The sequence below is a fragment of the Aeromonas sp. R7-5 genome (assembly GCF_040908015.1).
In the GTDB taxonomy this organism is placed as follows: domain Bacteria; phylum Pseudomonadota; class Gammaproteobacteria; order Enterobacterales; family Aeromonadaceae; genus Aeromonas; species Aeromonas caviae.
The window spans coordinates 83,788-104,405 of record NZ_JBFOCZ010000012.1 but is presented as its reverse complement, the minus strand read 5'-3'; the positions used below and the strand labels follow the sequence as shown (position 1 = coordinate 104,405).

Genomic DNA, 20,618 nt, shown 5'->3' with positions numbered 1-20,618 from the left:
GGCGAAAAAACGTGGGCCAATCCTACCACAAAGGTGGCGGACGGGATGCGAAGCCACGGGCAAAAAACCGCTTTGGCACCATGGTTTAGCAGAGTGCCTCCCCTGCTCTCGCCCTTGTAAAACAGAAAGAGCGCCGTGATGCGCTCTTTCATTGGCCCGCTGGGCTGGCAGATCAGTGCAGGGTCGGCGGCGTGCTCGGTGCGACCGGGCGCTTGCCAAACTCCTCGAACGCCATCATGACTCCGAGGCGCACGTGTTCGTAGAGCACCAGGAAGGAGGCTTCGTTCTCTTCATCTTCTTGATCGAATTCGGCAGAGACCTGGGTGATGCTGGCGATGTCCTGAATCATCTCCTGCAGCTCTTCGGATGCCTTGGAGAGCTCCTGTTGCACCACGCCAAAGCCGGCCAGGAAGGCCTGGGACCAGTCCACCAGCGAGTCGATGCGCTCATCGAGCGGCGCCTCGTCGCTTGGCAGCAGCAGCTCGACGCCCTTTTGTGCCATCAGGCTCTCGATCACCTCGTGATAGAGGTCGGTCATCACCTGGCGCACCGGTGCCGGCAGACCGAAACCGTCGTTGATCAGATCATTGAAATGGGGCTGCCAGCTTTTGTCGTCCAGGGCCACGCCACCGCACACCAGGCCGCAGATCACGCCATGGGCCTCGACGGCCGTCGCCATGAGGTCGTGCTGTGCCATCAGGTCCGCCACGGCGGCGTATTTCAGGGGGTTTGTTTTGCTCATCTAGGATCCGCTCAAAGTTCAGGCAAATATGCAGAATTTATGGCCGAGATCCTAGCATTCTCCCCCTGCCAGAGCCAGCAAGGCCTTGAAACTTCTGCATCTGCGCTATATAGTCCCGCCCAGTTGTCCACGTGGATAAAGGCGGAAATCAGCCCCGCCGTATTGAGGAAGGCATGAGCATAGAGGCCGTAGAAATCGTCATTCTGGGACGTCCCTACAAGGTGTCCTGTCCCCTGGGACAACAAGATGCCCTGCGCCAGGCCGCCGACCAGCTGACCGACAAGCTCATCGAGCTTCGTCAACGTTCCAAGGTCTCCAGCAACGAACAGCTGGCCGTCATGGCAGCGCTCAATTTCTGTCACGAGCTCTGCCTTGAAAAAGAGAAAAACCACCAATACTCTGAGACCATGGACAAGCGGATCAAGATGCTGCAACGCACCATCGAAGCCGCCTTGATCGAGCACGGACAATACGGTGAATCCAGCGAAGAGGCGCAACAGCCCTAATCGCACCGAGTTTTGAAATTCCCTGGAGTGTTTGTCAGCCGGTTCAAGTCCCCGAGCCGATATTCATACCAAACAGGGGGTCTGCCTTCTGGCTATTGAGCATGCTCGGCCCGACCGAGAAGCCTGCGGCCAGATTAGATCTCCGCCTTGAACCGACGGTTCAAGGGCCCAAACCGGCAACGGCATCTCCGGGGTACCTACCCAAAAAAGCCCGTCATCACGACGGGCTTTTTCTTTGCCTGCGCGGCAACCCCCCTTCCACTCGCCTGCGGCGTCTCGCCACCCGGCAGGAGGCAATAAAAAGCCCGCCAACGAGACGGGCTCTTGGCCGTGTCAGACGGCCATCTGCTCGTGGGGCGCGCCGTGGTGGCGCAGCCACACAAAGCTCAAGGCCACGATCAGCACCATCACCGTCATGATGACCCCCAGGGTCACCTGCCCCGTCATCGGGAAGCTGGCGGCCAGCAGGGTTACCACGCCAGCCCCCAGATTCTGCATGCCCCCGAGCACGGCTCCCGCGGTGCCCGCCTGGCCCGGGAAGGGCTCAATGGCACAGGAGGTGGCGGTCGGATAGAGAATGCCGCTGCCAATGAAGTAGACCGCAGCCCCACCCACCAGGGAGGCAGCGCTCACCATGCCGAGCAGCCCGGGTACCAGGATGATGAGCGACCCCAGGGCCAGGAAGGCGATGCCAAGGCGCATCAGCTTGCCCTGGCTCAGGCGAAAACTCAGCCTGGCGGAAAGCCAGGCGCCGAACAGATAACCGGGCAGCGGCAGCACGAACAGCACGCTGACGGTGCGGGCACTCAGCTTGAGCACGTCCCCCAGCAACACCCCGGCCGCCGCCTCGAACACCGCGAGGCCGGCAAAGGTGGCCATCAGACAGAGCAGGTTGCCCTGAAAGCGCGGGTTGCCGAGCACATGACGATAGGCGGCGCCCACCCGCAGCGAATGCTGGCGGGCGGATGCTGGCAGCGTCTCCCCAAACCAGGCCAGCAGCGCCAGGGTGGTCAGGGCACCAAAACCGAACAGGAACCAGTAGCCGGCACGCCAGTTGAACAGCTCGGTTAGCCAGCCGCCCAGCACAGGTGCCAGCAAAGGGGAGAAGATGACCCCCATGCTCACCAGGCTGTTGGCACGGTTAAGCTCGGCGCCACTGTAACGGTCGCGCATCACGGTCCGGCTCATGGCGCCCCCTGCCCCGGTGCCCAGCCCCTGGATCAAGCTGCCCGCCAGCAGGGCGGTGAAGCTTGGGATCAGCTGGATGGTGAGGGTGCCGACCAGGAAGATCATCATGCCGATGATGAGCACAGGGCGACGACCGATGCGATCCGACAAGGGGCCATAAACGAACTGGGAGAGGCCGTAGGGAATGAGGTAGCAGGCCATCACCGCCTGCAGCTGGCCGGAGGCCACATGGAAGTCCCCCGCCATCATGGGAATGGAGGGCACATAGAGGGTCTGGGTCATCTGACCCACGGCGACCATCAGGATGGTCAGGAAAAACAGGGGATAGAAGCTGTGCCGATACATATCTCGTCCGAAAAAGATCAAAAAGCCGCCACCCTCCGGGCAGGGATCTGCAGGAGGTGTCTGACAAAGGTCGTTGAAGAGGAACAAGGCGGAGGACCCGCACCCGCCAGCAGCAGGACGCTCTCTGGCTTGCGACAATCTTAGTGATTCATATCACAAAAAACGAACGAAACTTTATAATCTGCTCACCCAAGTTTTTCTAATGCGACGGGGCCCAAGGCCCCGTCACTGTCGTCTCATCATGGGGGAAGGATTCATCCTGTCCCCTCTTTACCCCACTCTTCTCACCTCGGCCGACGCGCCTTCGAACATGGGGGTACCCGCCTCCCCCAGTCTCAGACAACGAGGAGCAACCTTGCCGGCCAGCCCCTCGTCATGGGTCACCAGCAGCAGGGCGCAGCCTATCTCTCCCAGTTCCTCCAGCAGACAGGCGATGGTCTGTTGCTGGCTCAGAGGATCGAGCCGGGACGTGGGCTCATCGGCGAACAGCAGCACGGGGCGCAGCAACAGGGCCCGGATAAGCGACAGCCGCTGCAGCTCCCCTCCCGAGACCTGGTTTGGCAGGCGCGTCAGCAGCCGTTCATCCAGCCCCAACCGGGCCAGATAGTCGACAAGCCGATGGCGGGGCAGCCTGTGTAGACGCAGCACATCATCGAACTGGGTGGCGAGGCGCACCCGGCTGGCAAAGGCCTGCACCGGATCCTGATAGAGCTTCTGCCAGCGGCAGGGGGCTATCCCTTCCCGGCGCAGCACCTCCCCTTGCAGGGGGCGTTGCAGACCCAGCAGCACGTTGCCGAGGGTGCTCTTGCCCGCGCCGCTCGGCGCCATGATGGCCATTCGCTCCCCTTGCGCCAGGGCAAGGTCGAGCCCCGTGAACAGGGGTTGAGCCCCATATCCCATGGCAAGCCCCTTTCCGCGGATGAGCCAGTCACCGGTAGGAGGGACGGCCGCCTCGGGCCAGGCGGAGGGCTCCGCCGCCAGCAGGGCCCGGGTATAGACATGGGATGGCGTGTGCAGCACACGCTCGGCGGGCCCCTGCTCCACGATCTCTCCTCCCTTGACCACCAGCACCCAGCCCCCCAATGCGCGAGCCAGGGAGAGATCATGGGTGATGGTCAGCAGATGGCGTCCACGGGCCAGGTAGCCCAGCAACAAGGCACCCAGCCTGGCTGCGGCCCGGCTGTCGAGCCCCTTGGTGGGCTCGTCGGCCACCAGCAGACGGGCCTCCCCCAGGGTGGCGGCGGCAAAGGCAGCGCGCTGGGCCATGCCTCCCGAGAGCTGGTGTACAAAAGCGCCCTCCCGCCCGGCCAGTCCAAGCCGCTCGAGGGCGGCGCGAGCCCGCGATCGGGCCTCCTTGCCCCCTGGCAGCCACCCTTCCTCCACCTGGGCAAGCAACCCCATGGTGGGATCCAGCGCCAGCACCGGCTCCTGGGGCAGCATCGCCAGCTCCCGCCCCCAGAGAGTGCGCAGGCGAGGCGTGTCGGCCAGGTTGTGATGGCGGCCACCCGACACCATCTCGCCCCGGCCTGTCAGGGGGGCTGGCAACGTCCCCATCAGGGCATGAGCCAACAGGGATTTGCCCGAACCGCTCTCCCCGATCAGGGTCAGGGCGGTGCCGGGATGAATGGTGAAATCCAGCGCCTGCAACAGGGTTTTCTGGCCATCATCGACCTGCAACCCCTTGATATGAATGGCCGTCATGAGGTGGCTCCTTGTGAAGATGACATGTCAAGGCCGCGCGTCTGATGAAGCAGCACCAGAGCCAGCAACATCAGCCCCATGACAAGAATGGGGGCCAGCAGCAGACGGGGAGCCTCCTGATAGTGGGGCAGCGCTTCCGTCATCATCAGCCCCAGCTCGGGCGTGGGCGGCTGAATGCCCACTCCGACAAAGCCCAGGGTAGAGAGGGTTAGAATGGCACCCGCTAGGCCGAAGGCCATCATGGTGAGCAACTGGGGGGCGAGCTCGGGCCAGAGATGGCGCCGCACCACATGGGCATGGCCGAATCCCAGCAGACGGGACGCCTCCACCTGGGGCGAGACGAGCAGCCCCCGGCTGCGGGCACGCACCACCCGGTAATACTCCACCCACTGGGCCATGGCCAACCCGAGATAGAGGATGGCAAAGCCACCCTGGGCCATGGCGGAGAAGAGCAGCACCAGCAACAGGCCTGGCAGGGCCAGCACGCCGTCGGCCAGGCTGCGCAGCAGACCGTCGACCCAGCCGCCGCGCCAGGCCGAGAGCCAGCCCAGCAATGACCCCAACAGCGCCGCCGTGATGACGCACAGCAGTCCCAGCAGCAGGGAGAGCCGGGTCGCCGCCGCGAGGCGCGCCATCAGGCTGCGCCCCATCTGATCCCGCCCGAGGGGCTCCTGCCAGGAGGGATCAGCCAGAAACTGTGCCAGATCCTGAGCCGCCGGATCGGGCCAGAGCACGGGGCCCAGCAGGGCAAACAGCACCACCAGCAGGAGCAGGCCCAGCCCCGTTTTGACAGACAACGACATGATCAGGACTCCTTGGGACCACGGGGGTCAATGGCAAGACAAAGCAGGTCGGTGAGGGTATTGAGCAGCACGAAGAGCACCGCCAGCACCAGCACGGTCCCCTGAACCATGGGGATGTCGCGCCAGAAGATGGCGTGCACCAGCGCATGGCCGATCCCGGGCCAGGCAAACAGGCTCTCGACCACCACGACCCCCTCGATGAGCAGCACCAGCTGCACGCTGGTGTAGGCGATGATGCTGACCCCGGTGTTGCGCAGACCGTGGCGCCAGAAAACCCGGGCCAGCGAAAGCCCCTTGGTGAGGGCAAATCGGTAATAACCGGACTGCACCACGGTGAGCACGCTTTCACGCACCACCCGGGAGAGCACGCCGGAGAGCCCCAATCCCAGGGTCAGGGCGGGCAGCAGCAGGTTGCTCCCCTCCCCGTGCCCTGCCGCACTGACCCAGCCCAGCTCCACCGAGAGCATCACCATGAGCACCAGGCCGAGCAAGAAGGGGGGCAACGCACGCATCAGCACGCTCCAGCCCAGGGTCAGGCGATCACACCATCCCCCCGGGCGCAGCGCACTCAGGCTGCCAAGCGGCAGCGCCACCACCAGCGCCAGCACCACGGAGGCGCTCGCGAGCGTCAGGGTGGCGCCCAGGTGATGACCCACGTCGGTGGCGACCGGTGCGCCCGTCACCAGGGAGCTGCCGAGATCCCCTTGCAGCAAGGCCCACAGCCAGTCGCCAAAACGGGCAAGGGCCGAGCCGGCCAGCCCCAGCTCGCTGCGCACCGCGTTGGCCGCCTCGGCGGTGACATAGTCATAGCCATAACGACCCGCCGCGATGCGAAAGGCGATGTCTCCGGGCAGGGACTGCACCATCAGAAAACAGAGTCCGGCCACCAGCAGGGCAACCACCAGCGCCTGCATCAGACGCTGACCCAGTATCCCCATGACGCGAGACAAGGGGGTCGCTGTCATCGTGCGCTCCATGTCAACTTGTCCAGGCCATAGCTGCGCTCCTGGGGATCGAGTTCAAACCCCTCCAGCCCCCGACTGACCGCCGCGCTCTGGCGGTACCAGGCGATGGGCAGGAGCGGCAACTCCTGTTGCAGTGTCGTGGCTATCTCCCGGCGAGCCGCGGCGGCGTCTGTGGGCGACAAGGCTTGCGTGGCAAGGCGGGTCAGTGTTTGCGTCATGGCCGGGGAGTGCCAGTTCATCACCCCCCAGTCCGCACCGGCAGGGGCCAAGTCCCCCAGCAACGTGACCAGGGGATCCGGTACCAGGGCATAATTGCGGGCGTAGAGACCAAGCTGGAGCGAGCCGTCCTGATGGCCCGCCGGGATCTCGCTCGAGTTGCCCACCGCCACCTTGAGATCCACCCCCACCGCCTTCCACTGCGCCTGCAGTGCCGTGGCGAGGAGCGGCAGCTCCGGACGGTCAGGGAAGGTACGCAAGGTCAGGGCGAAGCGCTCTTCCCCCTTGCGCAGCACACCGTCCTCTCCCGGCTGCCAGCCTGCCGCCGCGAAGGCCGCCCGGGCCGCCTTGACGTCATAGGCAAGCGGCGTCAACCCGAGCTGGTGCCACTCCCCCAGAGTGGGGGGAAAGAGCTGGGTTGCCGCCATCTCGGGATCCCGCAGCAAGGCGGCTGCCATACCACGACGATCGATGGCGAGACTCAGGGCACGGCGCACCACCGGATCGCTCAGACGGGGATCGGCGCCATTGAGCTTGAGCTGGATGGTCCGTGGCAGGGTGACCGAGGCGATGGAGACCCGTGACGCCTGCTGCAAGCGGCGGATGCTGACCGGATCCAGCCCCCAGGCGATGTCGGCCTGACCGCTCTCGGCCATCAGGGTGCGGCTCTCTGCACGCCCCACCGTCAGGTAGCTGACTTCCTCGATTGCGGGCCTGGCCCCCTGCCAGGCGTCGAAACGCACAGTCTCTATCCGCTGGGGTTGTTGCAGGCGGGTGATGCGGTAGGGGCCAGAGCCTATCACCTGGGTTACCTCCCCCTTGGCATCGTAGGCGGCCTTCGCCAGGATCTGGGTGCTGGGGTGGGCCAGCACGGCCGGCAGGGAGGCGAAGGGTTCGCTCAGGGTGACCTTCAAGACGCCATCTCCAGATTCGATGGACGCAATGGGAGCGCTGGTCATCACGCCGGGCTTGCGCCAGGCCTGTTGCAGGGCAAAAGCGGCCTGCTCGGCGCTCACCTCGCTGCCATCGTGAAAACGGGCCCCGGGACGCAACGTAAATCGCCACTGCAGACCGTCATCGCTACGCGACCACTCACTGGCAAGCCCGGGTTGCAGATTGCCTTTCCCATCGACATCCACCAGGGTCTCCGCCACCTGCATGCGAGTAAAGAAGACCCCGTTGCTGGCGGGGTCGACACTGTGGATCTCCCAAGGCCCCACCATGGCAAGCGGTTTGCCGTCGGCTGCAGTCGTTCCTGCCATCAGAGCCAGGGCGAACCACCCGGCTGCGGTGCATTTTTTTGTCATCCTTTCCATCCAAGCTTCATGTTCATCAACCAAAGAGATGGCGTTATAACATAACAATTAATCAGAAAGAATGACTTTTGATTTTTGATAAATGGCTTATTTGAAAGACAAAAAGCGACTGCGATGCAGATCGTCAAGCAACGGGGAGTCAAAGGGGAATAAAAAAGATGGCCCGTCAGGGCCATCATGATGGCGTCAGCGAGTCACCATCTGCTGCGCCCGCTTGACCTGATCCTCGGGGCTCTCATTGCGCGGTGGAATGGTGATGCCCTTCTGGCAGGCGGGCCTGGCCTCCATGCGTGCCATCCAGGCCTGCAAATGCACCAACCCATCAATGGAGATACCACTCCAGTCGTGGATGCGCACCCAGGGCCAGGTAGCGATGTCGGCGATGCTGTACTCGTCCGCCAGATACTCATGGTGTGCCAGATGACCGTCGAGCACCTCGAACAGGCGTCGCCCCTCCTTCTGGTAACGCTCGATGGCGGCCGGGATCTTCTCGGGGAAATAGCGATAGAAGACGTTGGCCTGCCCCATCATGGGACCGACGCCCCCCATCTGGAACATCAGCCACTGGATGGCCTGGGAGCGGCGCTTGGGATCCTGCGGCAGCAACTTGCCGGTTTTTTCCGCCAGATAGATAAGGATGGCGCCGGACTCGAACACCGCGAAGTCACCGTTGTCCCGATCGACGATGGCCGGGATGCGGCCGTTGGGGTTGATGGCAAGGAACTCGGGCTTCTTCTGCTCCATGGTCGCGAAATCAAGGGGAATGACCTTGTAGGGCAGCCCCAGCTCTTCGAGGGCGATCGACACCTTGAACCCGTTGGGCGTGGCGGCAGTGTACAACTCTATCATCTTGGACTCCTTGAACGTTCAGGGGAAAGGATCAGGCCTGGGCGCTGGACCGGGCACTCACCCGGTCATGCCAGTCCTGCAAATGGGGCTGTTCGGGGGTGATGCGCAGGCCGACCACCTTGCCAAAATCAATGGTACAGAGGGCAAGAATGTCGGCGATGGTGAAGCGTTCCCCCGCAATATAGGGCACCTCGGCAAGACGGGCATCGAGCTTGTCAAACCAGATCTGAGCCTGTTGCTTGCACTCCTCCCCCCATTCGGGGAAGACCCGCTCCCGGTCTTTGTAAAAACCGGTGATATGACGAAACGCCATTCCGGTCGGCAACCAGAGGTTGAACTCGATGAAGCGACTCCACATCTCTATGGTGGCGCGCTCCAGCGCGGTGCTGCCAAACAGGTTCGGCTCGGGGTGGAGCTCTTCAAAATAGCGGCAGATGGCCAGGGTTTCACTCAGACAGGTTCCGTCATCGAGTTCCAGCACAGGAATGCGCCCGGCCGGGTTCTTGGTCAAAAAAGCGGGCGCCAGGTTTTCCCCCGCCCCCAGATCGACCTGCTGATATTCCATCTCGATCCCCTTCTCCGCCAGAAACATTCTGACCCGACGGGCATTGGGGGCTCGCCTCAGCTCATAAACCTTCATGTCACCTCCGTCGACGAACACACAGTGAGCCGCTGCACAGGCCATAGCAAAGCGGCACAATATCGGTCAGTTATGACAAATATTGTGCCGCTTGAACAGCCCGCATCGAGGGGAGATGATTAGCTGCTCAGTACCCCTGGTTGGCGCTGGCGCAGCAAGATAAGACGGGAAAGCAGCGGGAAATAGGATTCAAACTTGCTTTGCAGCACCAGGCTGCAGGCAGGATCCGCCAGTTCGGCCTCATCCAGCAGAATACCGTTGGAGACGAAATAAAAATGCGGATCCCGGACATCCGGCCCCTGTGGAGTATGTTCATACTGTCGATGCACCAACAGAGGAAGCACCGGCAATCCCAGTGCACTGCCTACTGCAGGCCAGAGCGGAGCAGGCCAGGCAGCCCCCTCTTCTTCCAGCAGCAGGATCGCCGCTTCGTCCTTCGACGGTTGCCACTGCTGGGGCTGTGCCACCCGGACCTCGGTGACATAATCGCTCTCTTCGCTGGCGGCACGCAGTGCGGCCAACACACCCAGAGTCGTCGGCGACGACGGTTTCTGACTGATTAATGACAGATTCATGGCTCATATCCCTATGCTCACCACAGCCTGTTATCCGGCTGTCGCGATAAGACTAGTTGATTACAGGTCTTTATTGGAGCCGTCAGATCTGTCAGTCACCACCCTGACCGAATGAGGGCATAGCAGTTGCTATTCCCGAATATCTTGGTAAGATGTCGCGTCCTTTTATCCCCCGTTCTTTAACATCCAGTGGTGAACCTATGCATCCGATGCTGAATATCGCCGTGCGCGCTGCGCGCAACGCCGGTCAAGTAGTAGTAAAAGCCTTTTCTCAACCCGAGAACATCGAGGTTATCCAGAAAGGCAGCAATGACTTCGTGACCAACGTTGACCGTGACGCCGAAGCGGCCATCATTCACACCATCAAAAAATCTTACCCGGAACACAGCATCGTTGCTGAAGAGTCTGGCGAGATTGCCGGTACCAATCCGGACTACCAATGGATCATCGACCCACTGGATGGCACGACCAACCTGGTCAAAGGCATTCCGCACTTTGCCGTTTCCATCGCTCTGCGCGTCAAGGGCAAGACCGAACAAGCCGTTGTCTACGATCCCATCCGTGACGAGCTGTTCACTGCCACCCGCGGCAGCGGCGCCCAGCTGAACGGCTACCGCATCCGTGTCGGCAAGGCCAAAGAGCTCTCCGGCACTATCCTGGCCACCGGGTTCCCGTTCAAGCAGAAGCACCACATCGAACCCTACCTGAAGATGTTCCAGAGCATGTTCATCGAGTGTGCCGATATCCGTCGTGCTGGCTCCGCCGCGCTGGATCTCGCCTATGTGGCCGCTGGCCGCGTCGACGGTTTCTGGGAAATCGGCCTGAAACCCTGGGACACAGCCGCCGGTGAGCTGCTGGCCAAAGAAGCCGGCGCCATCGTCACCGACTTCGTCGGTGGTCACAACTACGAAAACTCCGGCAATATCGTGGTGGCCAACCCCCGCGTGCTGAAAGAGATGCTCGGCAAGATCCGCGAAAACCTGCCGGAATCCCTGGCCAAGTAATCCCGGATACCCGTGAAAAAAATGCCAGTCGGTTCGCCGACTGGCATTTTTTATTCCTGACTACAGCGAAAATCCCGCCCCTCTCGATGACTCAACGGGATCAGATAGTGCCGTTGCGTCCCATGTTGATCACCACCCGGCGGTTCTTGGCTCGGCCAGCTTCCGTTTCGTTGGAGGCCACGTGCTGTTTCTCACCGTGCCCTTCCACCGAGATCTTGCCCTCCTCGATGCCGAGATCCACAAACACCTGCTTGATGGCATCCGCCCGCTTCTCGGAGAGCTTCTGGTTTGGCCAGCGGCCGCCATAGCTGTCGCTATAGGCGTCGATCACCACCACATCGATGCTCTTGTCTGCCTTCACATAGTCACCGATCATCGCCAGCCGCCGCTTGGAGGCCGGTGACAACTGATCGCTGTTCTTGTCATAGGAGAGCACGCTGAAGGCGATGTCGTTGAAGCTGTAGGGCAGCAAGCCACTCAGGCAGTCCATGAACGCCTGGTACTTGACCCTGAAATTGACCGACGAGAGCGATACCCGCACCGGCCTGTCCTGACGATACCAGTCGCGATACTGGAAAGTCGGCATACGCCCTCCTTCCAGCTCGTCCAGCATGGTCCAGGCGGTCTGCCCCGCCACCAGGCCGTCAAACTGCTGATAGAACTGCAACTGGCTGATCTGTCGCCCGGCCACCCCGGGACGCCAGCTGGGGGGCATGATCCCGAGGCTCACTGTCTGGGTACGCGCCTGGGGTCGCTGCCCCTTGAGCTCGAAATCCAGATTGATCTTGCGCCCAGCCCGGCTGACAAAGGCCCCGGTTCCCCAGCGGGGAATAGGATGCTCCAGCCTGCACTCCACCTGGGTATCAGAGGTCAGGCGCCAGACGGATTGATCCAGACCGGCGCCAAATTCGGTCACGCCCGCCTGCAACTGCATACTCACTGATATGCTGATCAACCCCAACACCCAAGCATTCAACGGCTTGTCCTCCACACTATCTCGAATTATCTATCGGCAGCGGCAGGACAAGCTTTAGGTCAAAACGCTCAGTGGGGGGAAGAAGGGGCCATCAGCTTGAAGCTGGCGATGCGTCCCGCCAGATCCCGGGCCAGGGCATCCAGTTCGGCACTGTGTTGTTGCAGGGTATGGGAGTGCTGGCGATGGGCTTCATACACATCGCGGATGGTCATCACGTTTTGCTGGATGTCGTCGGTCACGTAACGCTGCTCCTCGGTGGCGGTGGCCACCTGGGCCGTCATGTCGCTCACCTTGCGCACCTCGTTGACGATGTCGGTCAGCTCGCTCCCCGCCCGCTTGGCCTCCGTCACGCTAAGGCCGGCCTGTTCGGTGCCCGTGTGCATGGCAGCCACCGCCTCGTTGGCCCCCTGGCGCAAGCGGCCCAGCATCCGCTCTATGTCATCCGCCGCCTGCTGGGTACGGGAGGCAAGCGCTCTCACCTCGTCGGCCACCACCGCAAAGCCGCGCCCGGACTCACCGGCACGGGCCGCCTCGATGGCGGCATTGAGGGCCAGCAGGTTGGTTCTGTCCGAGATCTGCTTGATGAGGCTCAGGGCCTCCCCCACCGACTCGGTATCCCGATGCAGGCTGTCCACCAGGTGCCGGGTATCCACCAGCGTGCCCGCCACCTGCTGGATGGTGTGGATGGTCTGATCCACCTCCTTGTCACCCTGCTTCGCCCGGCCGATGGCCTGCTGGGTCGCCTGGGAGGTCTGGGTGGCGTTACGGGCAATCTCCGCGACAGTCGATGCCATCTCGGTGGCGGCAGTCGCCACCAGATCCACCTGCCCGCATCCCCTGACTACGCCGGCATTCACCTCGGCAATGACCTCGGCCGAGCTGGCGGCGCTGCGTATCAGCACGTCACAGGAGTGGCGCACAGCCAGCAGCAAACTCTCCAGGTGCCCGAGGAAATGGTTCAGATCCCGCGCCAGGGCCCCCAGCTCATCCCCGGATCGCCAGTCGACCCGCACGGTCAGGTCGTTCTCCTGCACCAGGCGCTTGAAGGTCTGGTGCAGGGCCATGAAGCCCAGATGCAGATCCCGCACCACCCGCCAGCAGACGAAGGTGGTCAGGACGATGCACAGCAACACGCCAGCCGCCCCCCACCAGAAGTCACTGGCACTCCCGACCCGCATCTGTTCAACCCGCTCGAAGAGCTGTTGATAGAGGCTGTCTTCTATCTCCTTGAGCAGGCCTATCTTGTCGGTACTCAAGGCAAACCAGGCCTCCGCATCGACACCAAAACCGCCGCTTGCCGCCTTGTCCAGGGCCAGTTTCTCCATGGCGGCCACCTTGGCCACCACGGGTGAGGCGAGGCTGTCGTTCAGCAACTGACGCTGGGCTGGACTCGCCACCGCCTGGAAACGTTCGAGATAGGTGTTCTGGGCCGCCAGCAGGGAGATGAACTGCTGCAACAGCGCAGGCGTGAAGCTGTCACGGCCAAACACGTTGCTTAAGGTTGCCCGCTCCAGCCCCGCACGCTCCTTGCTCTGCAGGAAGGCGGCGTAGGCATTGGTCTGCAGGGCGATGGTGGCATCCATGCTGTCGACGCTTATCTTGTCCACCACCGCCAGCAAGGCGGTCACGAGGCGGGTATAGAAGCCGACCTGTTCCGCCACCTCGACCCCCAGGGCGCTGACCCGCTCACGCATGGCGGTGAGTCCGGCCACTCCCTGCTGCACCTCCGTCAGCGCCAGCAAGGCAGGATCCTGATGAAAACGCTGCAACAGGCTGTCCACCACCTTGCGCTGGGCAGGCAGCGCATCGCGAAACTTGTTGCCGCCAGAGCCGAGGAAACCGGCCGACATGCCGCGCTCCCGTTGCAGCTCATGGGCCAGCTGCGCCGCCTCCTTCACCACCGCCAGCGCGACCAAGGCCCCGCTCATCTCCTGTTCGACCCGATAACGTTCATAGACGTACCGGCCGGAGAAAAACAGCAGGGCCAACAGCGGCAGACAGACCACCAACATCATCTTGTGTGCCAATCCCAGCTTCTTCATCGTCCTCTCCCTCCATGGTTGACGTCGCCCATTATAAGCACAGGTGTTTCAAAATGGTCCTCTTGCCGTCCCATGGCGGCAGATAAGGGACAAGGGCACGCTTTTTTGCCATAATGCCGCCTCCTTTCACGCCGACCGAGATACCATGACCGACGCCGTTCACACCCTCAAGGGCCGTTTTCGCGGCTTTTACCCCGTCGTCATCGATGTTGAAACCGCCGGATTCAATGCCAAGACCGATGCCCTGCTGGAAATAGCCGCCCACACCCTCAAGATGGATGAGCAGGGCTGGCTCGTCCCTGACCAGATCTTCCATTTTCATGTCCAGCCCTTTGAGGGCGCCAATCTGGAGAAAGCGGCGCTGGAGTTCACCGGCATCGACCCCTTCAACCCGCTGCGGGGCGCGGTGGACGAGAAGGAAGCACTCACCGAGATCTTCAAGGGGGTGCGCAAGGGCATGAAGGAGCAGGATTGTGGTCGCGCCATCATAGTGGCCCACAACGCCACCTTCGACCACGGCTTCGTGATGGCCGCCGCCGAGCGGGCCGGCCTCAAGCGCAATCCGTTCCACCCCTTCGCCACCTTCGACACCGCCGCCCTCTCGGGTCTTGCCCTGGGACAGACGGTGCTGGCCAAGGCCTGTCAGAGCGCCAATATCCCCTTTGACAACAAAGAGGCCCACTCGGCCCTCTACGACACCGAGCGCACCACAGAGCTCTTCTGCCACATCGTCAATCGCTGGAAGAGCCTGGGAGGCTGGCCTCTGGCCAACCCGGATGAAACGACGGACACCGAAGACGAGGGCTGAACACTCCCAGCCCCTGCCCAGACAGGCTGCCCATGGCAGCCTGTCTGCATGAGGGGACCTGTCTGGGCAACGAAGAAGGGCCATTTTCCCGGTTCCCGTTCACCTCCAGCAGAAGATGCGTCCCTTGGCCGGGATCTGCCGATTTTTTTCTCGACATTTAGCCTGTTTTTCGCAAACTAGCTGGCTTTCACACGACTGACAGCAACACAATCCATAAGGAAATCAAATGAATCCTGTTGTTATCGCGGTGGCGCTGATGCTGGTGCTCAGCCTGCTGCGGATCAATGTGGTGGTCTCCCTCGCCATCGGTGCCATCGTGGGTGGCCTGCTCGGCGGACTCTCCCTCGAGCAGACCCTCAGCACCTTCACCGGCGGCCTGGGCGGCGGTGCAGAAATCGCCCTCTCCTACGCCATGCTGGGGGCTTTCGCGGTGGCCATCTCCCGCTCCGGCATCACCGATCTGCTGGCCCGCAAGGTCATCAACCAGCTCGGCAAGGATGCCAGCAGCACCCGCATTCTCTGGGTCAAGAGCCTGCTGCTCACCTCGGTGCTCGCGGTCTCCATCTCCTCCCAGAACCTGATCCCGGTGCACATCGCCTTCATTCCCATCCTGATCCCGCCGCTGCTGCATGTCATGGCCCAGATGCAGATCGACCGCCGTCAGGTGGCCTGCGTCATCACCTTCGGCCTGACCGCAACCTACATGCTGCTGCCGGTGGGCTTTGGCGGCATCTTCCTGAACAACATCCTGGCCAAGAATCTCGTCGACAACGGCGTACCGGTGGAATTCAGCCAACTGCCCCTGGCGATGGCCATCCCGGTATTCGGCATGTTCCTCGGCCTGCTCATCGCCGTCTTCTTCAGCTACCGCAAGCCTCGTCAGTATGATCTGGAGAAGATCCTGGCCGCCGAACCCGAGACGGTCGAGCTCAATCTCAACCACATCTGGGTCGCCCTGCTGGCCATCGCCGTGGCACTCGGTCTGCAACTGATGACCAACAGCATCGTGCTGGGGGCGCTCGCAGGCTTCATCATCTTCACCTGCGGCGGCGTCATCAAATTCCGCGAGAGCCAGGATGCCTTCACCCAGGGTGTGCGCATGATGTCCCTCATCGGCTTTATCATGATCTCGGCCGCAGGCTTCGCCGCCGTCATGAAGGAGACCCACGGGGTGGAGAGTCTGGTGCAGTCCGTCTCCAGCATGATGGCAGGTCACAAGGGACTGGCGGCCTTCCTGATGCTGCTGGTGGGCCTGCTCATCACCATGGGGATCGGCTCCTCCTTCTCCACCGTGCCCATCATCGCCACCATCTATGTGCCCCTGTGCATCCACCTCGGCTTCTCGCCCATGGCGACCATCGCCCTGGTGGGCACCGCGGGCGCGCTGGGGGACGCGGGTTCCCCCGCCTCCGACTCGACGCTCGGCCCCACATCGGGCCTCAATGCGGACGGTCAGCACGACCACATCTGGGACAGCGTGGTGCCAACCTTCATCCACTACAACATCCCCCTGGTGATCTTCGGCTGGATTGCCGCCATGGTGCTCTGAATCCATCCCGAGCAGACAGACAAAAGGCGACTCCGGGGTCGCCTTTCTTGTCTTGCACATGCCTCAGATGGCCGGTTGCAGCCCCCGCCTGCCGGCCAGGGCGCAGAGACAGGCCACCAGGGCCAACCCCATGCCGGCTGCTCCCACCCCGAGCCAGTGTCCCTGTTGCCAGACCAGCATCCCCAGGCTGGAGCCGAGGGTTCCCCCCAGGAACATGCCGGTCATGAAGAGGGTATTGATGCGCCCCCTGGCCTCAGGTCTCAGACCATAGATGCGCTGCTGATGGGCGATGAGTGCGCTCTGCACGCCGAGATCCAGCAAGATGACCCCGCACGCCAGCCCGGCCAGAGAGAGCCACAGCTCGAAGCAGATCCAGGCAAGCACCACCAGCACGGCACCGGCCAATACCACTGGTCTGGCCCCCAACCGATCCGCCATCCGGCCTGCCAGAGGGGCCGCCATCACCCCAGCCACCCCGATGACGCCGAACAGACCCGCCATGTCGGCCCCCAACCCATAGGCAGGTTCGGCCAGGTAGAACGCCAGCACGGTCCAGAAGGCGCTGAAGGAGGCAAACAGCAAGGCCTGGGTCAGGGTCGCGCGGCGCAAGGCGGGCTCCTCGCGCCACAGACCGACCAGAGAGTGAAGCAGACGGCCATAACCGAGGGGAGAGCGCGGCAATCCGGGCGGTATCATCCTGGCCATCAGCAGGGCCCCCGACAGGGCCAGGGGAATGGCCAGCCAGAACATGGCGCGCCAACTGCCATAAGCGGTGACCAGGCCGGCGACGGTGCGGCTGAGCAGTATTCCGGCCAGCAGGCCGCTCATCACGCTGCCGACCACGGCACCACGGCGGGTGGGATCTGCCAGGGTCGCCGCCACCGGGACTATCTGCTGGGCCGCCGTGGCCCCGATGCCGAGCAGGACTGAGGCCAGCATCAAGGTGGTGGCACTCGTGGCCGTGGCCGCCAGCAGGGAAGCCAGCGCGATCAGTGCAAACTGCCCCGGAATAAGCCAGCGGCGCTCGACTACATCGCCAAGCGGCACCAGCAAAAGCAGACCCATGGCATAGCCGAGCTGGGTCAGCATGGCGATCAATGGCATGCCCGAGTGCCCGGGAAAGTCCTGCGCCATCACCGCCAGCATGGGCTGGTTGTAGTAGATGTTTGCAACTGCCAGGCCGCATGACAGGGCCATGGCGAAGAGCAGGGAGGGGCCGGGGGTTGCGGCCCCTCCGGCAGAAGGCGATGTACTCATGATCTTCTCCTCGTGGTAGAAGGGCTCCCGCCAGGACACGGGCCCCATGCGCACAGCCTACCCGGGGAGCGTCGCCACCAGTAGAGCGGTGGGGACCATAACAGTTATTCCGCTGGTGCATGCCCCACCCCGGGCAGGCCGGTCACGAATGCCAGAAAGGCGCTCGCCTTGGCACCAGGCTGGCGACCTGCCGGGAGCAGGGTCCAGAGCTCCTGCATGGGCAGTTGCCACTCGGGCAGCACCGCCACCACCTCGCCGCGGGCAAGCTCGGGGGCAAACATCCACTCCGAGGCGATACCGAGCCCCAGTCCTGCCAGCACGGCGGCGCGCATGCCTTCGGCCGCCGAGACCGTCAGCCTGCCTTCTCCGGAAACCACCTTCTCTTCGACGCCACGGCGAAATCGCCACTGCTGCCCCACTCCGGGCCGTGGACTGTAAAGCACCAGATCATGCTGTTGCAGAGCCTGAGGGGTCTCAGGCTCTCCTTTGGCGGCCAGATAGGCCGGCGTCGCCAACACCCGCATGTCGCTTCGGGCGAGGCAGCGGGCGACCAGCGACGAGTCGGCCTGTTTGCCGATCCGCAGAGCCACCTCGATGCCCGCCGAAATGAGATCCACATTGCCGTCATCCAGCAGGATCTCCAGATCCAGTCCCGGGTGAGCCGCCAGAAAACCGGCAAGATGGGGAATGATATGCAGGCGGGCGAAGGTGACGGGAGCGCTCACCCGCAGACGCCCGCTCAGGCCCGCCCGGCATTGCTGCACCATGGCATCGGCCTCGTTGACCTGAGCCAGGATCTCTCTCGCCCGCAGATAGTAGGCCTCTCCGGCCTCGGTGGGCGCCAGCCCCCGGGTCGAACGCAGCAACAGGCGGCTGCCAAGGTGCGCCTCAAGCTGGGCAATCAATCTGGAAACCGTGGGTTGCCCCATCCCCAGTCGGCGGGCCACCGCCGAAAACGAGCCGGTCTCCACCGCCAGCACGAACACCTCCATCACCCCCAAGCGATCCATTTATGGCTCCTCTGCCCTGTGGCACTGTTCGTGGCACAAGGTAGCACCGGGCATGCCCTCTCGCACCCTCGTTCTGGCAGGAGGCACAATAAAGCCACGTCATGGGCGCTCCTGCCATGGGAGAAAGGTGTCGGGATGAAATATCAACCAGGAACAATCGAACAGAGGGACTCGAAGACAAGGCTACAGGGGCTCGATTGCCCCAAGGCTACCCCAGTGCCACTTCCTGAATGGCGGCGCTGTGGGCGAAATAGCGGTGACAGAACTGCATGAACTCCAGCAGCGGCAAGGGACGCGAGTAGAAATAACCCTGGATCTCATCCACCCCTATGGTGAGCACCGCCTTGAGCTCATCGCTGTTTTCCACCCCTTCCGCCACGACGCGCACCCCCAACTGATGAGAGAGGGTGGTGATGGTTTCGACGAAGAGCGCCTGCCGGGTGTCACTGTCGATCGCGGTGATAAAGGATCTGTCGATCTTGAGCTTGTCGAAATAGAGTTCACGCAGGTAAGAGAACGAGGACCAGCCGGTCCCGAAGTCATCGAGGGCCACCCGCACCCCAATCTGGCGCAGGGAGTGAATGATCTGCTTGCTCAGGGCGATGTCATCAAGGGCGATGGTTTCGGTCAGCTCCACTATCAACTGGTGCAATCCCAACGGACCATCACCCATCTTCTCTTCAATCTCCCTGGCCAACCCCATGTTGAACATGGAGTTGGAGAGGTTGATGGAGATCTCGAGCGGTGCTAGCACCTCCTTCGGGAAGCCGGACAGGTCGATCTGCATGCGCCGGATGATCCAGCCCCCGAGCGCCTCGCCCAACCCGTTCTCTTCTGCCAGCGAGATGATGTCGAGGGGGGCAATAAAGCCATATTCCGGATGATGCCAGCGTATCAGCGCCTCCGCCCCCAGCCTCACCACACTCTGGCCGCGCACGATGGGCTGATAGTAAAGGGCCAGTTGCGGGCATTGCGGGCAGTGGATAAGCTCCCGCAGCTCGGTCGACAGCCGGCGTTTGCGCTGATAGTGCTGATACATGCTGCTGGAGAAGAGCACATTGCGATTCAGCCGTTTGCGCTTGGCGCTGTCGAGGGCGATATCGGCAAACAGCAGCATCTCTTCCGGTGAATGATCCGGTTTCACGTACTGGCTGGTGCCCATGAAGACCCGGACCCGGTGCGCCGGATCGGCGGCAAACACCAGATCCGCCAGCTCGCTGCGCAGTTGCTCCAGAAACGGGAAGCGCAGATAGGTGGGCATGGTGCCGGTGATGATGAGGGTGAACTCGTCACTGCCGGTACGGGCAACGAAGATCCCCTGGCCAGAGGCGGCCTTGATCCGCGCCGCAAGCCGTTTGAGCAAGGCGTCCCCCACTTCGTAACCCAGACTGTCATTGACCTCCCTGAAATGCCCCAGATCCATGAGGCAGACGGTGATGCTGCTGCGCCGACCGGGATGGCTGGTCCACTGCTGGAGGTGCTTGATGAGCGCCGCCCGGTTGGGGAGACGGGTGAGAGGGTCGTTCCACGCCAGAAAATGCTGGCGACGCACTTCGCGAAACAGCACCATCAACATCACCATGGTCGCCAGCATCAGAAATCCCAGGATGAAGAAGTTCTGGGTTTTCGACTCGTTGAGCAGCTCGCGCTGGGCGATGGCAGAGGGCCCGGTGAAGTTTTTCACCATCACGTCCCGCACCCCGCGCATCTCGTCATCGAGCGCGGCCGTGAACATCTTGAGTGCAGGGGAATTCGGCTCCCCTTGCACCACATCCTGCTCATAGCGTTCGAAGAGAGCGAGGATCTTGCCGACCGCCTTGTCCGCACCGAATCGGGCCCTGACCGACTTTGCCTCCTCCCCGTGCAGGAAGACATCGAGCCGGTTCCAGGCAATGTCAAAGCGCTTGTTCATCTCCTCCCGGCTGGCGGCACCGGCACGATAGAGCTGCAAGCCCTCCTCGAAGGCGTGGATCTCCAGCTCGAGCTGGGCCAGTGCCCAGGCGGAGAGCTGGGTGTAGCGCGTCACCGCATTGAACGCGCGGTCATAGTTCCAGACCGACCAGAGGGTCACCCCCAAAAAGGTGGTCACCATCAGGATCAGGCTCAAGAACTTGCCGCGCAGCATC

Annotated in this window: 18 protein-coding genes and 1 other RNA gene; 5 read left to right on the top strand and 14 right to left on the bottom strand. The window is 62.6% G+C overall.

Annotated elements, in window-relative coordinates:
- Positions 1-172: 172 nt before the first annotated feature.
- The gene (locus tag AB5Y53_RS04455; protein ID WP_103242980.1) at positions 173-742 is read right to left on the bottom strand and encodes a UPF0149 family protein; all 570 of its coding nucleotides are present in this window, start codon (positions 740-742) and stop codon (positions 173-175) included.
- 173 nt (positions 743-915) lie between these two features.
- Here AB5Y53_RS04455 and zapA point away from each other — a divergent pair, with 173 nt between their 5' ends.
- Both zapA and ssrS read left to right on the top strand, forming a co-directional pair.
- Positions 916-1,248: a cell division protein ZapA gene (gene zapA, locus AB5Y53_RS04450; RefSeq protein ID WP_010675086.1), complete on the top strand. Its 333-nt coding sequence runs from the start codon at positions 916-918 to the stop codon at positions 1,246-1,248.
- Positions 1,249-1,264: 16 nt separating this feature from the next.
- Positions 1,265-1,447: non-coding RNA, 6S RNA (gene ssrS / locus AB5Y53_RS04445), on the top strand.
- A 134-nt stretch (positions 1,448-1,581) separates the two neighbouring features.
- On the opposite strand, the gene emrD is transcribed toward ssrS, so the two are convergent.
- The 8 genes from emrD to AB5Y53_RS04405 all read right to left on the bottom strand — a co-directional run bounded on the left by emrD (position 1,582) and on the right by AB5Y53_RS04405 (position 9,846).
- Positions 1,582-2,781, bottom strand: a complete 1,200-nt coding sequence (emrD, locus tag AB5Y53_RS04440) for a multidrug efflux MFS transporter EmrD (RefSeq protein WP_368181218.1) — start codon at positions 2,779-2,781, stop codon at positions 1,582-1,584.
- A gap of 270 nt (positions 2,782-3,051) precedes the next feature.
- The gene (locus AB5Y53_RS04435; RefSeq protein ID WP_368181217.1) at positions 3,052-4,482 is read right to left on the bottom strand and encodes an ABC transporter ATP-binding protein; all 1,431 of its coding nucleotides are present in this window, start codon (positions 4,480-4,482) and stop codon (positions 3,052-3,054) included.
- On the bottom strand, positions 4,479-5,285 hold the full coding sequence (locus tag AB5Y53_RS04430) for an ABC transporter permease (protein ID WP_368181216.1): 807 nt from the start codon (positions 5,283-5,285) through the stop codon (positions 4,479-4,481). The genes AB5Y53_RS04435 and AB5Y53_RS04430 overlap by 4 nt, the downstream gene beginning before the upstream one ends.
- Before the next feature lie 2 nt (positions 5,286-5,287).
- Positions 5,288-6,250 carry an ABC transporter permease gene (locus AB5Y53_RS04425; protein ID WP_368181215.1) on the bottom strand — a complete coding sequence of 321 codons (963 nt, stop codon included), beginning with the start codon at positions 6,248-6,250 and terminating at the stop codon, positions 5,288-5,290.
- Positions 6,247-7,773: an ABC transporter substrate-binding protein gene (locus tag AB5Y53_RS04420; RefSeq protein WP_368181213.1), complete on the bottom strand. Its 1,527-nt coding sequence runs from the start codon at positions 7,771-7,773 to the stop codon at positions 6,247-6,249. Before AB5Y53_RS04420 ends, AB5Y53_RS04425 begins: the two co-directional genes overlap by 4 nt.
- 195 nt (positions 7,774-7,968) lie before the next feature.
- Positions 7,969-8,631 (bottom strand): glutathione S-transferase family protein, encoded by a 663-nt coding sequence (locus AB5Y53_RS04415; RefSeq protein WP_113977567.1) that lies wholly within the window; start codon positions 8,629-8,631, stop codon positions 7,969-7,971.
- 31 nt (positions 8,632-8,662) lie between these two features.
- Positions 8,663-9,271, bottom strand: a complete 609-nt coding sequence (locus AB5Y53_RS04410) for a glutathione S-transferase family protein (RefSeq protein ID WP_039038752.1) — start codon at positions 9,269-9,271, stop codon at positions 8,663-8,665.
- 119 nt (positions 9,272-9,390) lie between these two features.
- On the bottom strand, positions 9,391-9,846 hold the full coding sequence (locus AB5Y53_RS04405; RefSeq protein ID WP_368181211.1) for a hypothetical protein: 456 nt from the start codon (positions 9,844-9,846) through the stop codon (positions 9,391-9,393).
- A gap of 200 nt (positions 9,847-10,046) precedes the next feature.
- Between AB5Y53_RS04405 and suhB the strand changes: the two genes are divergently transcribed.
- Positions 10,047-10,850 carry an inositol-1-monophosphatase gene (suhB, locus tag AB5Y53_RS04400; RefSeq protein WP_039038754.1) on the top strand — a complete coding sequence of 268 codons (804 nt, stop codon included), beginning with the start codon at positions 10,047-10,049 and terminating at the stop codon, positions 10,848-10,850.
- 100 nt (positions 10,851-10,950) lie between these two features.
- On the opposite strand, the gene AB5Y53_RS04395 is transcribed toward suhB, so the two are convergent.
- Together AB5Y53_RS04395 and AB5Y53_RS04390 are read right to left on the bottom strand one after the other, a co-directional pair.
- The gene (locus tag AB5Y53_RS04395; RefSeq protein WP_039038755.1) at positions 10,951-11,826 is read right to left on the bottom strand and encodes an OmpA family protein; all 876 of its coding nucleotides are present in this window, start codon (positions 11,824-11,826) and stop codon (positions 10,951-10,953) included.
- Positions 11,827-11,894: 68 nt separating this feature from the next.
- Entirely contained in the window at positions 11,895-13,868 is a 1,974-nt protein-coding gene (locus AB5Y53_RS04390) for a methyl-accepting chemotaxis protein (protein ID WP_201972144.1), read from the bottom strand.
- Between the two features lie 145 nt (positions 13,869-14,013).
- On the opposite strand from AB5Y53_RS04390, the gene rnt reads away from it, so the two are divergent.
- Both rnt and AB5Y53_RS04380 read left to right on the top strand, forming a co-directional pair.
- Complete coding sequence (rnt, locus tag AB5Y53_RS04385) at positions 14,014-14,676, top strand: ribonuclease T (RefSeq protein WP_010675098.1); 663 nt, start codon at positions 14,014-14,016, stop codon at positions 14,674-14,676.
- A 226-nt stretch (positions 14,677-14,902) separates the two neighbouring features.
- On the top strand, positions 14,903-16,225 hold the full coding sequence (locus AB5Y53_RS04380) for a Na+/H+ antiporter family protein (RefSeq protein ID WP_039038758.1): 1,323 nt from the start codon (positions 14,903-14,905) through the stop codon (positions 16,223-16,225).
- Between the two features lie 63 nt (positions 16,226-16,288).
- On the opposite strand, the gene AB5Y53_RS04375 is transcribed toward AB5Y53_RS04380, so the two are convergent.
- From AB5Y53_RS04375 to AB5Y53_RS04365, 3 genes are all read right to left on the bottom strand, one after another.
- Positions 16,289-17,482 (bottom strand): MFS transporter, encoded by a 1,194-nt coding sequence (locus AB5Y53_RS04375; protein WP_368181210.1) that lies wholly within the window; start codon positions 17,480-17,482, stop codon positions 16,289-16,291.
- 104 nt (positions 17,483-17,586) lie between these two features.
- Positions 17,587-18,492 (bottom strand): LysR family transcriptional regulator, encoded by a 906-nt coding sequence (locus AB5Y53_RS04370; RefSeq protein ID WP_042864011.1) that lies wholly within the window; start codon positions 18,490-18,492, stop codon positions 17,587-17,589.
- Between the two features lie 208 nt (positions 18,493-18,700).
- On the bottom strand, positions 18,701-20,617 hold the full coding sequence (locus tag AB5Y53_RS04365) for a putative bifunctional diguanylate cyclase/phosphodiesterase (protein ID WP_368181208.1): 1,917 nt from the start codon (positions 20,615-20,617) through the stop codon (positions 18,701-18,703).
- Between the last annotated feature and the right edge of the window lies 1 nt (position 20,618).